15 protein-coding genes are annotated in these 15570 nt (G+C 63.3%); 12 read left to right on the top strand and 3 right to left on the bottom strand.

Features of this window, described 5'->3' with window-relative positions:
* Nucleotides 1-164: 164 nt before the first annotated feature.
* The 3 genes from J2X76_RS03425 (at nt 165) to tldD (ending at nt 2832) form a co-directional block, all read left to right on the top strand.
* The gene (locus tag J2X76_RS03425) at nt 165-812 is read left to right on the top strand and encodes an invasion associated locus B family protein (protein WP_310213168.1); all 648 of its coding nucleotides are present in this window, start codon (nt 165-167) and stop codon (nt 810-812) included.
* Nucleotides 813-840: 28 nt separating this feature from the next.
* On the top strand, nt 841-1329 hold the full coding sequence (locus tag J2X76_RS03430) for a YcxB family protein (RefSeq protein ID WP_310213171.1): 489 nt from the start codon (nt 841-843) through the stop codon (nt 1327-1329).
* Nucleotides 1330-1416: 87 nt separating this feature from the next.
* The gene (gene tldD / locus J2X76_RS03435; RefSeq protein ID WP_310213174.1) at nt 1417-2832 is read left to right on the top strand and encodes a metalloprotease TldD; all 1416 of its coding nucleotides are present in this window, start codon (nt 1417-1419) and stop codon (nt 2830-2832) included.
* A gap of 74 nt (nt 2833-2906) precedes the next feature.
* Here tldD and J2X76_RS03440 read toward each other — a convergent pair whose 3' ends face one another.
* Nucleotides 2907-3215 carry a pyrophosphatase gene (locus J2X76_RS03440; RefSeq protein WP_310213176.1) on the bottom strand — a complete coding sequence of 103 codons (309 nt, stop codon included), beginning with the start codon at nt 3213-3215 and terminating at the stop codon, nt 2907-2909.
* 140 nt (nt 3216-3355) lie between these two features.
* Here J2X76_RS03440 and J2X76_RS03445 point away from each other — a divergent pair, with 140 nt between their 5' ends.
* Together J2X76_RS03445 and J2X76_RS03450 are read left to right on the top strand one after the other, a co-directional pair.
* The gene (locus J2X76_RS03445; RefSeq protein ID WP_310213179.1) at nt 3356-4147 is read left to right on the top strand and encodes a sulfite exporter TauE/SafE family protein; all 792 of its coding nucleotides are present in this window, start codon (nt 3356-3358) and stop codon (nt 4145-4147) included.
* A 164-nt stretch (nt 4148-4311) separates the two neighbouring features.
* On the top strand, nt 4312-5295 hold the full coding sequence (locus tag J2X76_RS03450; RefSeq protein ID WP_310213182.1) for a polysaccharide deacetylase family protein: 984 nt from the start codon (nt 4312-4314) through the stop codon (nt 5293-5295).
* Between the two features lie 13 nt (nt 5296-5308).
* On the opposite strand, the gene pdxH is transcribed toward J2X76_RS03450, so the two are convergent.
* Nucleotides 5309-5929: a pyridoxamine 5'-phosphate oxidase gene (gene pdxH, locus J2X76_RS03455; protein ID WP_113130526.1), complete on the bottom strand. Its 621-nt coding sequence runs from the start codon at nt 5927-5929 to the stop codon at nt 5309-5311.
* Nucleotides 5930-5993: 64 nt separating this feature from the next.
* Between pdxH and J2X76_RS03460 the strand changes: the two genes are divergently transcribed.
* The 4 genes from J2X76_RS03460 (at nt 5994) to J2X76_RS03475 (ending at nt 9434) form a co-directional block, all read left to right on the top strand.
* Nucleotides 5994-6452: an RT0821/Lpp0805 family surface protein gene (locus J2X76_RS03460; RefSeq protein WP_310213186.1), complete on the top strand. Its 459-nt coding sequence runs from the start codon at nt 5994-5996 to the stop codon at nt 6450-6452.
* 274 nt (nt 6453-6726) lie between these two features.
* Complete coding sequence (locus tag J2X76_RS03465) at nt 6727-7854, top strand: DnaJ C-terminal domain-containing protein (RefSeq protein WP_310213189.1); 1128 nt, start codon at nt 6727-6729, stop codon at nt 7852-7854.
* A gap of 151 nt (nt 7855-8005) precedes the next feature.
* Nucleotides 8006-8824, top strand: coding sequence for an enoyl-ACP reductase FabI (fabI, locus tag J2X76_RS03470; RefSeq protein WP_113130523.1), 819 nt, complete (start codon nt 8006-8008; stop codon nt 8822-8824).
* A 22-nt stretch (nt 8825-8846) separates the two neighbouring features.
* Nucleotides 8847-9434, top strand: a complete 588-nt coding sequence (locus tag J2X76_RS03475; RefSeq protein WP_310213193.1) for a histidine phosphatase family protein — start codon at nt 8847-8849, stop codon at nt 9432-9434.
* 55 nt (nt 9435-9489) lie between these two features.
* Here the strand turns inward: J2X76_RS03475 and J2X76_RS03480 are convergent, their stop codons facing one another.
* Nucleotides 9490-9750, bottom strand: coding sequence for a DUF1344 domain-containing protein (locus J2X76_RS03480; RefSeq protein WP_310213196.1), 261 nt, complete (start codon nt 9748-9750; stop codon nt 9490-9492).
* Nucleotides 9751-10034: 284 nt separating this feature from the next.
* On the opposite strand from J2X76_RS03480, the gene J2X76_RS03485 reads away from it, so the two are divergent.
* The 3 genes from J2X76_RS03485 to ribB all read left to right on the top strand — a co-directional run bounded on the left by J2X76_RS03485 (nt 10035) and on the right by ribB (nt 15556).
* The gene (locus J2X76_RS03485; RefSeq protein ID WP_310213199.1) at nt 10035-13211 is read left to right on the top strand and encodes an EAL domain-containing protein; all 3177 of its coding nucleotides are present in this window, start codon (nt 10035-10037) and stop codon (nt 13209-13211) included.
* 134 nt (nt 13212-13345) lie between these two features.
* On the top strand, nt 13346-14443 hold the full coding sequence (gene aroC / locus J2X76_RS03490) for a chorismate synthase (RefSeq protein ID WP_310213201.1): 1098 nt from the start codon (nt 13346-13348) through the stop codon (nt 14441-14443).
* 12 nt (nt 14444-14455) lie between these two features.
* Nucleotides 14456-15556 carry a 3,4-dihydroxy-2-butanone-4-phosphate synthase gene (ribB, locus tag J2X76_RS03495; protein ID WP_310213204.1) on the top strand — a complete coding sequence of 367 codons (1101 nt, stop codon included), beginning with the start codon at nt 14456-14458 and terminating at the stop codon, nt 15554-15556.
* Nucleotides 15557-15570 lie beyond the last annotated feature (14 nt).

Genomic DNA, 15570 nt, shown 5'->3' on the forward strand with positions numbered 1-15570 from the left:
GACTTCCGCCAAAATCCGGTGTTTTCTTGGCGATAGTGTCGGCTGCGCCACGCGCCCTGGCGGGTCCCACTTTCGCCGTACTCCACTGGAAAGAGGTCAGGGCTTTTCATTTCGTCCAGCGAACGACAAGAATAGCCGCACTGATTCGTCTTCCAGAGGTTTCCATGGGTCGTCCCTCCCTGATCTGCGCCGGTCTAGCCGTGATGCTTGCAGCCGCCGTTTCGCTTCCCGCGTTGGCGCAGCAGCCACAGCCCGGCCCGCGGCCCGCGGCACCCCAGCCGGCCCAACAGCCGACACAGGGCGCCAAACCCGCTCCGCAGCCGCCCCGGCCGGCCCCGAACGGCGGACAGGCCCAGCAGCCGGGACAGCAGGCGCAGCCGCCGGGCAATGTGCGCGAGAACCACGGTGCATGGTCGATCATCTGCGACCGGCCGGCTGGCGCGTCCGCCGAACAATGCGCGCTGATGCAGAACGTGATCGCCGAGGACCGGCCGGAAGTCGGCCTGTCGGTGGTGGTGCTGAAGACCGCGGACCGCAAGGCGCGCATCCTGCGCATCCTCGCGCCGCTCGGCGTGCTCCTCAAGGACGGCATGGAACTCTATGTCGACAACAACAATATCGGCCGCGCCTATTTCACCCGCTGCTTCTCCGAGGGCTGCTATGTGGAAGTGGAGATCGACGAGGAACTGATGCGCATCCTGCGCGCCGGCAAGGCCGCCGTCTTTGCGCTGCGCGAATCCGCCGATCAGGACCGGGTCGGCATTCCGATCGAGCTGACCGGCTTCGGCCCTGGCTACGACGCGCTTCCGTGATCACTCTATAATAGAGAGACGATCCGTCATGGAGCTTCACGGCAGCCATACCTTTACCGTCCGCTTCGACGACGAGGTGGTGCGAGATGCGGTCCGCGTCTTCGTCATAGAGCGCACCATGCGGGAGCAGAAGCTGAAGTGGGCAGCGGCGGGACTGGTCGTCGTCGCCGGCGTGGTCCTCCTCTTCCAGGGCAATTTCACCCTCGCGCTGCTTGCTTTCGTCGTCGCCTGCTTTCCGGCGCTTTTCAGCGCCGTGGTCTGGCGCGCCCATTCCGCCAACGCCTTCCGCCGCTACAATCGCATGGCCGATCGCCGAGCCGAGATCACCATCGATGCGGAAGGGTTCGGCATCAACTCCGATCTCGGCGACGGCCGGCTGAACTGGCCCAATGTCACGGAAATCTGGGAGAGGCCGCTTTCGTTCATGCTGTTCAGCGGCGCGTCGGCCTTCAACATCGTACCGAGACGGACCATGCCGCAGGAGGTGCAGGCCTTCCTCAGCACAAAAGCGATCTGAGGAGAGGCTTGCTTCGGCCCCTCCCCGGTCCTACATCGGTTGGAACAGAGCGCATGTCCTGACGGGGCCGCGCCGAAGGAGCATCCCATGAACACCGATCTTCTCAATCTTTTCGACTGCGACGAGACCAAGCTGCGCTCGATCCTTTCCGAGGCGCTTGCCGGCGCCGACGACGGCGAGCTTTTCGTGGAGCATGCCCAGGCGGAATCGCTGACCTTCGACAACGGCCGCCTGAAAGGCGGCTCCTTCAATACCGACCAGGGGTTCGGGCTGCGCTCGGTCGCCGGCGAGGCGGTCGGCTACGCGCATGCGGGCGAACTTTCGGCGGCCGCCCTTTCGCGCGCCTCGGATGCGGTGCGGGCCGTGACCGCGGGTTACTCCGGCTCCTATGCCGCAGCGCCCCAGCGCACCAACAAGAAATATTACGGCGACGAGAACCCGATCGGCAGCCCCAGCTTCGAAGAGAAGGTGAAGCTGCTCACCGACATCGACGCCTATCTGCGCAACAAGGACGACAAGGTGCGGCAGGTGACGGCAACCGTCTCGGCAAGCTGGCAGGTGGTCGACATCCTGCGCGCCGACGGCCACCGGGTGCAGGACATCCGGCCGATGACGCGCATCAACATTTCCGTCGTCGTGGGTGACGGCGACCGGCAGGAAAGCGGTTCGTTCGGCACCGGCGGCCGCATCGGGTTCGGCGATTTCGTCACCGAAGGCAACTGGCAGACCGGCGCCGACGAGGCGCTTCGCCAGGCGCTTGTCAACCTCACCGCCATCGACGCCCCGGCCGGCACGATGGACGTGGTGCTCGGCTCCGGCTGGCCGGGCGTAATGCTGCACGAAGCGGTCGGCCACGGGCTGGAAGGCGATTTCAACCGCAAGAAGACCTCGGCCTTCGCCGGTCTTCTGGGTGAAATGGTCGCAGCCCCCGGCGTCACCGTCGTCGACGACGGCACGATCGACAACCGCCGCGGCTCGCTCACCATCGACGACGAAGGCACGCCGTCCGCCTACAACGTGCTGATCGAGAACGGCAAACTGGTCGGCTACATGCAGGACCGCCAGAACGCCCGGCTGATGGGCGTCAACCCCACCGGCAACGGCCGCAGGCAGGGTTACGCCTATACGCCGATGCCGCGGATGACCAATACCTACATGCTCGGCGGCGACAAAAGCCCGGAAGAGATCATCGCCTCGGTGAAGAAGGGTATCTACGCCGTCTCCTTCGGCGGTGGCCAGGTAGACATCACCTCGGGCAAGTTCGTGTTCGGCTGCACCGAGGCCTACATGATCGAGGACGGCAGGATCGGCCCGGCCATCAAGGGCGCAATGCTGATCGGCAACGGCCCGGATGCGATGAAGCGCGTTTCGATGGTCGGCAACGACATGAAACTCGACACCGGCATCGGCAATTGCGGCAAAGGCGGCCAATGGGTCCCCGTCGGCGTCGGCCAGCCGCATCTGCGGATGGATCAGGTGACGGTGGGCGGGACGAAGGCGTGATCTGAGCGGTTGCCTGGCGATGGAAACGTACATATCGACCGCCGGCGCCGGCCTGCCGGCCTATGGCCTGAAACTTACTCTTCATCCGGCCTGAACAGCCATTTCCGCTCGATCGCCGATGCCAGATCGATCCGGTTCTTGTGCGCAAACAGCAGGATATGGCCGAGGAGATCGGCCGTTTCGTCAGCAAGGTCGCGATTCAGATCCTCGTCGGTCCTGCCCTTCCTGCGGCCGCGTCCGGTAGCGCGGTTCCAGGCCTGGGTCAGCTCGCCCATCTCCTCCTGCAGCTTCAGGACAAACCAGTCCGGATCGCGCACCATCCCGTGGTTCCGTGCGTAGTCCGCGGACGCGGCCTCGAATTGGGCGACAAGTTTCTCCAGCATGATGTTCTCCTTTTGTATCCACAGGAGAATGCCGATTCTCGCCCCGTGTCCAGAGGGTTTGCCTGACACCTGCTTGACACGGTCACCCAAACCCCGGCAGGTGCGGGCCATCCGATCCCATCCGCGTCACGGCATTTTCCATGGACCCCGCCAATCCGATTTCCGCCTTTCTGGACGCATGGGTTCCGGGCCATGGGCCGGTGCAGCTCGGCTTTCTTTTCCTCTCGGCGCTGATTGCCGGGCTGGCGCGCGGGTTTTCCGGTTTCGGCGGCGCGTTGATCTTCGTTCCGCTCGCAGGCGCCGCCGTCGGTCCGAAGATCGCCCCTGCCCTGCTGCTCGTGATCGACGGGGTGACGACGCTCGGCATGCTGCCGGACGGCTGGAGGCGGGCGAACCGGCGCGAGGTGGGCACGATGCTGATCGGCACCCTGGTCGGCGTGCCGGCAGGCACGACACTCCTGGCGCTGATCGATCCGACGGCGCTCAGGTGGCTGATCTCGGTCGTGGTGCTCTGCCTGCTGATCTTCCTGATTTCCGGCTGGCGTTACCATGGCAAGCCGAAGCCGACGCTGACCATCGGCGTCGGGGCGCTGGCCGGGCTGTTCGGCGGCGCGGCGCAGCTTTCCGGTCCGCCGGTCGTCGCCTACTGGCTCGGCGGCGCCATTCCACCGCTCACCGTGCGCGCCAACCTCATCCTCTATTTCGCGCTTTCGACGGTGATTTCCGCGACCGCCTATATTGTCGGCGGTCTCCTGACCTTCGACGTCCTGACACTCGCGCTGATCGCCGGACCGGGTTACGGCCTCGGCCTTATCGCCGGTTCGCGATTGTTCGGTTTTGCCTCCGAGGGCACGTTCCGGCGGATCTGCTTCATGCTGATCGCCATGGCGGCGATCGTCGGCCTGCCGCTTTTCGATGCGCTCCGGCCCTGATCAAGATCAGGCCTCTCTTTCTTCAGCAAGGCTTAACCGGGCGGGAGTAGGGTCGCGCTCACCGAAGTAACGTGGGCGTGATCGCGGTGGGGAACACGAGGGACAGGTTTCAGGCGCTTTGGCGCCGGGATGTCAAACGACGGCTGGTCGCCGGCGGGCTCGACATGGCCGCAGCCCTTGCGCGCGCCGGGATGATGCCCAATGCCCGCGGCCACGGCGCCATCTTCACGCTTCATCATGTGCGACCGAAACAGAGCCGCCCGCTGCAGCCGAGCGGCCATCTGGAAGTGACGCCGAATTTCCTCGGCGAAGCGATCGAACGGCTTTCAGCGGAAGGCTACGAGTTCGTTCCCCTGAGCGACGTGCCGGCCCGGCTCGCCGCGCCGACCAAACAGCCTTTCGCGGCCTTCACGCTCGATGACGGCTACCGCAACAATGCCGAACATGCCCTGCCCGTCTTTGCCCGCCACAACGTGCCCTTCACCATTTTCGTAACCCGAGGGTTTGCCGAACGCACCCATTCTCTCTGGTGGGAGACGATTGCCGAACTGCTCGGACGCGAACGGGAAGTGATCTTCGATTTCGGCGGCGGCTCCGAAGTCCTCGACCTTACCTCCGAGGCACGCAAGTTCGACGCCTTCGACCGGTTTTCCGCCTATGTGCTGGAGGTCGAGGAATCGACCGCCGTCTCACGGCTCGATGCGCTGGCGAGGAAACACGGGGTCGATCCGCTGCAGATCACCGCCGACCTTACCATGAACGCCGAGGAGCTCCGCTCGGTCGCCGCCCATCCCCTGGCCACGCTCGGCGCCCATACGATCAGCCACCGCGCCGTCGCCCGCCTTTCGGCGGAGGATGCCCGCGCGGAAATGCAAAAGTCGGCCGACTGGATCGAGGCGCTGACCGGCGAACGGCCGCGCACGATCGCCTATCCCTATGGCAGCCGCACCGCGGTTTCCGAGCGCGATCAGGCCATCGCCAGGGAGATCGGCTTTACGGTTGCGGTGACGACGCAGCCGGGCACGCTCTGCGCCAAATACATGAACAGGCTCACCGGCCTGCCGCGCATCTCGCTCAACGGCTATTACCAGCAGCCGCGCTACGTCTCGGCGCTCGCATCGGGAATCCCGTTCGCTATCGGACGGTGAGCCCCTTCTCCCTTTACGGATACATCCGCACCTTTTCCCAGGGGCCGTCGGCAACGGTGCGGCGGAATTCGATGCGGTCGTGCAGGCGGAACTGGCGGTCGTGCCAGAATTCGATCGACAGCGGCCTGATCCGGAAGCCGGACCAGTAAGGCGGGCGCGGAATGTCGCCGATCGCGTATCTCGCGGTATATTCGGCCACCGACTTTTCGAGCGCGAAACGGGTCTCGAGCGGGCGCGACTGTTTCGAGGCCCAGGCGCCGATGCGGCTGCCGCGGGCGCGCGACGCGTAGTAGGCGTCCGCCTCCGCATCACTTACCACTTCCACCTCGCCGCGCAGGCGAACCTGGCGGCGCAGCGACTTCCAGTGGAAACACATGGCCGCCTTTTTCTGGCCGAGGATCTCGCGGCCCTTCTGGCTTTCGAAATTCGTGTAGAAGACGAAACCCTTCTCGTCATAACCCTTCAGCAGGACCATGCGGACGTTCGGCATGCCGTTTTCGTCGACGGTTGCAACCGCCACGGCATTCGGATCGTTGGGTTCCGAGCTCTCGGCATCCTTCAGCCAGGAGCCAAAAAGCGCGAAAGGCTCGTTCTGCGCGGTGAAGTCACCAGTTGTTAACCCGCTTTCAGACATATTGACTAAAATACTCCCAATCTTATGAAAAATGCCCGAGTTTTTCCGTCGGACAGGACGCACGGTGGTAGTGATAGCAAAGTCGAAGAGCTGCACAAAGAGGTCGTTTCTCCTCGGAAGGCGGGCAGCAGCCCTCTGCCTGACCGGGCTTTCGCTTGCCGGTTGCACCAGCAGTCTCGATCTCTTCGGGAGTTCGCAAAAGGTCGACCGCACGATCTCGACCGGGACCGTGCCGGGCACGCCGCAGCACACGGGCGCCGCGCTTTCCGACGAGGCGACGGTGCGCAACGCCGTCTCCTCGGCCGATCTTGCCAAGGTCGGCATGGCTTCTGTGCCGTGGGCCAATACGGCAACCGGCAGCGCCGGGGTCGTGTCGCAGATTCGCGAAGCCCGCAACGGCGAGCAGATCTGCCGCGCCTTTACCACCACACGCCATTCCTACGAGGGCATCGCGATGTTCTCCGGCCAGACCTGCCTCACCGGCAGCGGCGACTGGATGCTGACCGCCTTCGACCGCCAGTAGTCGCGGTCACCCCTCCTCCGCCCGGCGCGGCTGCGCGGGAATCGCGTCGGGCCGTCGCGCAAAACCGAGCCGGAAACGATTCGTTTACCTTAACCCGCGCGACTGACGGCTGCGTAACCACTGATTCACAAGTCCTAACATAGGCTCTGGTGGAACAAACAGCAGTCTGCCCGGAACATGAGGAACCGGCGGCTGGCTGTCGGAGTTGTGACGAGTATCGGGGGGCCAAGGATCAAGCGGGGGCTCGCCGTTTCAGGTAACCGGTGGTCCCACAATGCGTGATCCCTATTCTCTCCTCGGCGTGAAGCGCAATGCCGAGCCCGAAGAAATTAAGGCAGCCTGGCGCGCCAAGGCAAAGACAGTTCACCCCGACCAGAATCAGGACGATCCGTCTGCGACCAGCCGTTTCGCGGAAATCGGCCAGGCCTACGAGGTCCTGAAGGACCCCGAGCGCCGCAAGCGATACGACAGGGCCGCCGAGATGCACCAGACCATCATGCAGCAGCGAAACGCCGCCCGCGAAGCCGCCGAGCGTGCCAAGGCCGCAAAGGCCAACGCGGAAAAGGTCATGGAAGAACTCGCCAAGGCCAATGCGCAGAACGCCAAGGCGCAGGCACAGGCGCGCGGCCAGTCGCAGGCCCAATCCCAGGCGCAGCCCCAGAATCAGTCAGGCCCCGCAGGCGAAACGCCGGAGGACATGATCGAGCGCATATTCGGCGCCGCGGCCGCCGACCACGTCAAGGCCCAGGCGGCCGGTCAGGCGCAGGCCGCCGACGAACATGCCGAACCGGTCAGAAGCGACGCGGCCGGCGAAAGACCGCCGCTGCCGGCACTCGCCATCGACCTGATCGCCTCTATCGTGCGCCGCTTCCGCGGCACGACGCCCACCCCGGAAAAGGCTCCGGATATTTCCGTCGAAGCGACGGTCACCGTCGAAGATCTCCTGAAGCTCAACACGATCACGCTGAAGGCGGCCGATGACCGTGAAGTGCGGCTGGCGCTGGAAAAAGGCATGACGGAAGGTCACGTGGCGCGGCTGAAGGGCCAGGGCCTCAAGCTCACCGGCATGAAATCCGGCGACCTCCTCGCCTCTCTCAAGATCGCCCGCGACAGCCGTTTCCGCGTCGAAGGTTTCGACCTCCACACGACCCTGTCGATTTCGCTGGAAGATGCCGTGCTTGGCGGCGACGCATCGGTAGAAACGCCGGACGGGAGCCGCAGCATCAGCATTCCGGCCTGGTCCGGCTCCGACCAGACGGTGCGGCTGGACGGTCTCGGCCTTTATAACGATGCCGGCGGGCGTGGCGATCTAGTCGTCGAACTGCGCGTCGTCCTGTGGGAAAAGCCGAACGAAAAGGTCACTGACCTGATGCGGCACATGCGCCACGGGCTCTATGTCTGACAAACACCGCCGAATATGACAGTTTTGCGTCGGTATTCACCGCTGCGCACCCTTTGTTACGGCCACTAACACGAGATGATCCAAGCCAGCTTGAACCCTAGAGCTGCCTATGTCATAGGCAGCGTTCATCTAAGGTATCAGGGGACTATGTATGGTTCAGGCTTCCGGCCTCATGGCAGGCAAACGCGGTCTCATCATGGGCGTGGCCAACAACCGTTCGATCGCGTGGGGCATTGCCAAGGCCATCCACAGCCAAGGCGGGGAAGTGGCGTTCACCTACCAGGGCGATGCGCTCAAGAAGCGCGTCGAGCCGCTGGCGGCTGAACTCGGCGCCTATATGGCCGGCCATTGCGACGTCGGCGACGAATCGACCATCGACGAGGTCTTCGGCAACCTCGAAAAACACTGGGGCAAGATCGACTTCCTGGTGCATGCGATCGGCTTTTCCGACAAGGACGAGCTGACCGGCCGTTACGTCGACACCTCGGCGGACAATTTCGCCAAGACGATGCAAATCTCGGTCTATTCCTTCACGTCGGTCGCGCGGCGGGCGGAAAAGCTGATGACCGACGGCGGCTCGATGCTGACGCTGACCTATTACGGCGCCGAAAAGGTCATGCCGAACTACAACGTCATGGGCGTCGCCAAGGCGGCACTCGAAGCGAGCGTCAAATATCTCGCCGTCGACCTCGGCCCGAAGAACATCCGCGTCAACGCGATCTCGGCCGGCCCGATCAAGACGCTCGCAGCGTCGGGCATAGGCGACTTCCGCTACATTCTCAAATGGAACGAATACAACGCGCCGCTGCGTCGTACCGTCACCATCGAGGAAGTGGGCGATGTCGGCCTCTACATGCTGTCCGACCTGTCGCGTTCGGTGACCGGCGAAACCCATCACGCCGACAGCGGCTACCATGTCGTCGGCATGAAGGCCGTCGACGCGCCTGACATCTCGGTCATCAAGGACTGATGCTCTTCCAGGGACGTCTGCCGTGCTCATCTACATGATCCGCCACGGGCAGACGGACTGGAATGCCGAAGGCCGGCTCCAGGGCCAGCAGGATATCCCGCTCAATGCGCTCGGCCGCTCCCAGGCGACGCGCAACGGCGAGCGGCTGCGCGAGATGATCGGCGCGGCCGACGGTTTCCGCTTCATCGCCAGCCCCCTGTCGCGCACGCGCGAAACCATGGAACGGATGCGGACCGCCATGGGCCTCGATCCCCTCGCCTACTGCACCGACGAACGGCTGGTCGAGGTGTCCTTCGGTGACTGGGAAGGCCATACGCTCGACGAGATCCGCCAAATTTCCCCGGACCGCCTGATCGCGCGGGGCGAGCAGAAGTGGAGTTTCATCCCGCCGGGCTCGTCTGCCGAGAGCTACGAAATCCTCTGCTGGCGGATCGGCGCCTGGCTGCAATCCCTCGACGGCCCGACCGTCTGCATCAGCCATGGCGGGGTGATCCGCTCGCTGTTCCGGCTGATCGGCAATCTCGACGAGGACGAAGCGGCCACCGTTCCGACCCCGCAGGACCGCATCCTCAAAGTCGAAACCGACAAGAACCGGATGGAATGGCTCTGACCGGACATATAGGGGCGCCCGGAATTCCAGAATATACTTCGCTGATCTTACGGTATTACTGAACGATCTCGAGATCGTCGACCACCCGGTTGCCGTCGACGACGGTATAGAAGACGAGCACTTTCACGCCGGCCTTGAGGCCTTCGAAATTGAACTCCTCGGGCACCTTGTAGATCTTTCCGTCATCGAGCGTGAAGCTCAGCGCCTTTGCATCCACGACCTTGATCGTGGCTTCGACGTCGGCACTTTGGGCCCAGCTGTTGAGGGGCGAAAAGATGCTGGCCGTGGCAAGCAGTGCAGCAATCAGAATGCGCATGGTCGGAAGCCTTGATGAGGTCGATAATGTCTCGTTTCGACGCACAGATAGCCTCCTGATTGTGGCGAAAATCGCCCCTCACCATGACATTTTCCGTACAAGTAATGACCTGATTGTTAACGCTTTTCAAGAGCCGGGCGCCGCCTCGCGATCGAGGCGGGCCGCCGCCGATGAACCATTTGAAGCACACCCCCCACAATAAATGGCGCCAAAGTTTGTAGGGTGCGGGGAAAGCGTAAATTAACCCCCGTCCCATAGGCTGTTTCGTCATGCCACAAGGGTTAATGAAAAGGTTCGCGCGCGTGAAATTCTGGCCGTCGTCCGGTTCCAAATCACTGGGCCTCGTGCGAAGCACCAAGGCTCCGACGGCAATCGCATTCGTGATAACCCTGACGGTGATCGCAGTCGCCGTGATGGTCGACCACCGGTATACCGAAAGCTTCCGCAGCGACCTGCGGGCGACAACGGAAAAAGTTGGCGGTCTCTTGGCTCGACGCGTGGTTACACGCGTCGAAACCGATATCGCCGTCGCGAGCCATCTGGTTCACGCGTTGAGAGAAGATTCCGAAGGCTCGGCGGACGTGTTCGAACACTATGTCAGCAAGGAACTTGCCGAGGCAACGCATTTTTCCGGCGTGGCGGTTGCCCCCAATTTCGAGCTTGCCCAGCTCATTACGCGCAACGGCATTGCCGATGGTGCGTCCGGCAAGGTCGGCAAGATCGATCTGTCGCGCCTCGCAAACGACCTGAAATCCGTCAGCGGCCGCAACCGCGTCTCCCTGCTGAGCGGCAGCCAGGAAGGCGATCTGACCCTGGTCGTGCCGGTGACGGAGGAAGAGGACGGCACCGAGCTGTGGGGAGCGATGGCCGTGCTGATCGACAAGCAGGGCCTGATGGAGGCATCCGGCGTCACCTTTTCCCCCGCGACTGCCAAAAAACCGAACCTGATCAATCTCGACTGGCTGAACGTCGTGTTCCGGGACGTGGACAGGCCGGAATATTTCGCCTTCTTCGGCAACGATGCCATCGAGGACCAGTCTCCGATGAAATGGACGGTGCCGGTCAACGGCGCCCATTGGACGCTGCTTGCCGCCCCTCGTTCCGGCTGGGATATCGTGCCGCCGAACCAACTCGGATTTCGCCTCGCCATCATGTTCGCCGCGCTCGCGATCATCGTGCCGATCTTCGTCGCCACCTCGCTGATTTCCGAGCGCAACCGCAATATCGATGCGTTGAAGGCGCGCGAACTCAATCTCATCGAGCTGTCGCAGCGTTTCAACCTCGCCATGGAAGCGTCCAATATCGGCATCTGGGAGGTCACGGGCAGCAGCAACAGCCTGTTCTGGGACAGCCGGGCCGCCGGGCTGCACGACAAGCCCGCGGCAAGCGAAGGCAATCGTCTCTACGACTGGCTGGGTTCGATCTATCCCCCGGACCGGACGGCGGCGGAGGCGCATTTCGTCAACTGCGCCTCCAGCAACACGCCCTGCAGCGAGACCTATCGCGTGCAGTTGCCGGATGGCACGCTGCGATACCTGAGGTCGGCGGGCGCGAACTATCGCAACGCCGACGGCACCCTGCGCACCACCGGCATCGTCTGGGACGTGACCAGCGACGTGGTGATGACGCAGACGCTGCGCAACGCCAAGGAAAACACCGACATCAAGAATGCCGAGCTGGAGCTGGCTCTCGATGAGTTGTCGAACCGCGAGCAGGACCTGGAAGAACTGTCGCAGCGCCTCGACCTGGCGCTTGACTCCTACAACTGCGGCATCTGGGAGGCAGACCTGCGCGACAACAGCGCATTCTGGGACGAACGGATGCACCAGCTCTACGGGCTCGCCTACAATGGCCGCCGCACGAGCCGGGAAGACTGGTTGCACTGTCTGCATCCTGACGACCGCGAAGCCGCCGTGAGCGCCGCGGACAAATCGGTCGCTGTCGGAGAAAAGCTCAATTCCGTCCATCGGATCGTGCTGGAAAACGGCCAGATCCGCTATATCCGCTCGGTCGGCCAAGTCCATATGGCGCGCAACGGCATCGCCAAGATCGTCGGCATCGCCTTCGACATCACCGCCGACGTGCTGCTTGCCGAACAGCTCAAGAGCGCCAAGGACGAGGCCGACGCGAAAAATGCCGAGCTCGAGCTCGCCAAGAGCCGCATCGAGCACAATTCGCTGCACGACCCGCTGACCCTGCTCGCCAACCGCCGCAAGCTCGACATGGAGCTCGACCGGCTGTCGCGCTCCAGCCATAACGAGCGACAGAAGTTCTCGATCCTGCATCTCGATCTCGACCGCTTCAAGCAGATCAACGACACGCTCGGCCATGCGGCGGGCGACGCGATGCTTGTGCACGCCTCGCGCATCCTGTCGCGCAACGTCCGCAGCAGCGACATCGTCGCGCGCATCGGCGGCGACGAATTCGTCATCCTTGCCACCAGCAATTCCGGCGCCGAACAGATCGCTCAGCTCGCCCAGCGTATCATCGCGGAATTTCACCAGCCGATCGATTTCGAAGGTTTTGCCTGCCGCTGCGGCGTCTCCATCGGCATCGCCCAGGCAAGCGGCACGAATGTCGATGCGCGCCGCACGCTCGTCAATGCCGATATCGCGCTCTATCGGGCGAAGGGCATGGGCCGCAACCGCTACGAATTCTTCACCCAGAACCTGCAGGCCGAGATCGTCAGCCACAAGCGCACCGCCGACGAGGTGCTGGCCGGCATCGACAACGACGAATTCATCACCTTCTACCAGCCGCAGTTCGATGCCCGCACCAACCAGTTCACGGGCGTCGAGGCGCTGATCCGCTGGAACCATCCGCATCACGGAATTCTTGCGCCGGACCGGTTCCTGAAGATCGCCGAGGACCTCAACGTATCCGCCACACTCGACCACATCGTGCTCGAGACCGTGCTGAAGGACAAGATGCGCTGGGCCGCACTCGGCATCCGGGTGCCGAAGGTCTCCGTCAACGTCTCCTCGAAAAGGCTGCATGACGAAACGCTGATCGATACCCTGCAATCGCTGGCGATAACGCCCGGCGAGATTTCCTTCGAACTGGTGGAATCGATCTTTCTCGATGAAAGCGAAGCCTCGGCAGCCGGCAATCTCGAACGGATCAAGGAACTCGGCATCGATATCGAGATCGACGATTTCGGCACCGGCCATACGTCGATCGTCAGCCTTCTGAAATTGAAGCCCAAGCGGCTGAAGATCGACCGCCAGCTGGTGATGCCGATCGTGACCTCGCCGCAGGAGCGGGCGCTGGTGCGCTCGATCATCGATATCGCCCGTTCCCTCGGGGTCGAAACGGTGGCGGAAGGGGTCGAGACCATGCAGCATGCAAGCCTGCTGCGTGAACTCGGCTGCGATCTGTTGCAGGGTTATGCCTTCTCGCGGCCGCTTTCCTTCAACGATTTCACCGCAGCCGCGCATGCGGAGTGGCGCAAGGCGGCCTGAACCCCGCATTGTTCATCCTTGCGGACGTGACCGTTCTCCCAAGAAAGACTTGTCGCCCGGCAACCTTTTCCATATGACAGCCGCGTCAGAAGTTGGCGGAAGGCCAACTCCGCCACAGCTGGTCTTGTCACGTCATGTCGCACAACACGTTCGGTCATCTTTTCCGCGTCACCACCTGGGGTGAAAGCCATGGCCCGGCACTCGGCTGCGTGGTCGACGGTTGCCCGCCCGGAATCCGTTTCACGCTCGCGGAAATCCAGGCCTGGATGGACAAGCGCAAGCCCGGCCAGTCCCGCTTCGTGACGCAGCGGCGCGAGGACGACGTCGTCAAGGTGCTCTCCGGCGTGATGATGGAAACCGACGGCGAGACGATGATCTCGACCGGCACGCCGATCTCCATGCTGATCGAGAATACCGACCAGCGCTCCAAGGATTACGGCGAGATCGCCCGCCGCTACCGGCCCGGCCATGCCGATTATACCTATGACGTCAAATACGGAATTCGCGACTATCGCGGTGGCGGCCGTTCCTCGGCCCGCGAGACGGCCGCCCGCGTCGCCGCCGGTGCCCTGGCCCGCAAGGTCGTGCCGGGGTTGAATGTCCGTGCTGCACTGATCCAGATCGGCAAGCACAAGATCAACCGCGCCAACTGGGATTGGGATCAGGTCGGCCAGAACCCGTTCTTCTGCCCGGATGCGGCCATGGTGCCGGTCTGGGAAGACTATCTGGACGGCATCCGCAAGGCCGGATCCTCGATCGGCGCCGTGGTGGAAGTGATCGCCGAAGGCGTTCCCGCCGGCCTCGGCGCACCGGTCTACGGCAAGCTCGACCAGGACATTGCGAGCCTGCTGATGTCGATCAACGCCGTCAAGGGCGTCGAGATCGGCGACGGATTCGGCGTCGCGGAACTTTCCGGCGAGGAAGATGCCGACGAAATGCGCATGGGCAATGACGGCAAGCGCATCTTCCTTTCCAACCATGCGGGCGGTATCCTGGGCGGCATCTCCACCGGTGAGGCGGTCGTCGCCCGGTTCGCGATCAAGCCGACGTCCTCCATTCTCACCGAGCAGCGCTCGATCGATGCCGACGGCAACAATGTCGAGGTACGCACCAAGGGCCGCCACGACCCCTGCGTCGGCATCCGCGCCGTGCCGATCGGCGAGGCGATGGTTGCATGCGCGATTGCCGACCACTATCTCCGCGACCGGGCCCAAACCGGACGACATCTCTAGGGAGCGACATTCATGGCCTTTGATCAGAAGCGCGTCGTCGACGCCATCCGTGCCTTCGAAGCCGGCGAAATCGTCGTCGTCACCGATGACGACGACCGCGAGAACGAAGGCGACCTGATCGTCGCCGCCGTCCATTGCACGCCGGACAAGATGGCCTTCATCGTGCGCCACACATCGGGCATCGTCTGCGCCCCCATGCCGCGCGAGGAAGCCAAGCGCCTGAACCTCAACGCCATGGTCGCGGAAAACGACAGCGCGCATACGACGGCCTTTACCGTCAGCGTCGACTTCAAGCACGGCACCACGACGGGCATCTCCGCCGACGACCGGACGCTGACCGTTCGCAACCTTGCCAACCCGAATGCCGGCGCTTCGGATTTCGTGCGGCCGGGCCACATCTTCCCGCTGATCGCCCGCGAAGGCGGCGTGCTGATGCGCTCGGGTCATACCGAAGCGGCCATCGACCTCTGCAAGCTTGCAAACCTGCCGCCGATCGGCGTCATTTCCGAACTGGTGAACGACAACGGCACCGTCATGCGCGGTCCGCAGGTCGCCGATTTTGCTGCTCAGCATCAGCTGAAGCTGGTTTCGGTCGCCGACCTGATCGCCTATCGCCAGCGCAAGGAAACCCTGATCGAACTGCAGTCGAAATTCGATGTCGAGACACCGCATGGCAAGGCGAAGGCACATGCCTATTCGCTGCCCTGGGACCCGATGCAGCATGTGGCGGTGATCTTCGGCGACATTCGCGATGGCGTCGACATTCCCGTTCGCCTGCATCTGGAAAACGTCACGCAGGACGTGTTCGGCTCCCAGCGCTCCGTCGATCGCTACATGAGAAAGATCGAGGAAGAGGGCCGCGGCGTCATCATCTACCTGCGCGAAGGTTCGGTCGGGGTTGGCCAGAAAGATCACGGGCGCAAGCTGCGCCAGGGCGAAGAGGCACATGCCGAAGCCAAGGCGCGCGAGAGCGAATGGCTGGAAATCGGCCTCGGCGCGCAGATCCTGAAGGACCTCGGCGTCACCTCGATCAAGCTTCTGACCCGCAGCGAGCGCCACTATGTCGGCCTCGAAGGTTTCGGCATCGAGATCGCCGAAACGGTGATCTGCTGACCGCCCTCAATCCT

The organism is Neorhizobium sp. 2083, from assembly GCF_031455615.1.
Classification (GTDB): Bacteria; Pseudomonadota; Alphaproteobacteria; order Rhizobiales; family Rhizobiaceae; genus Neorhizobium.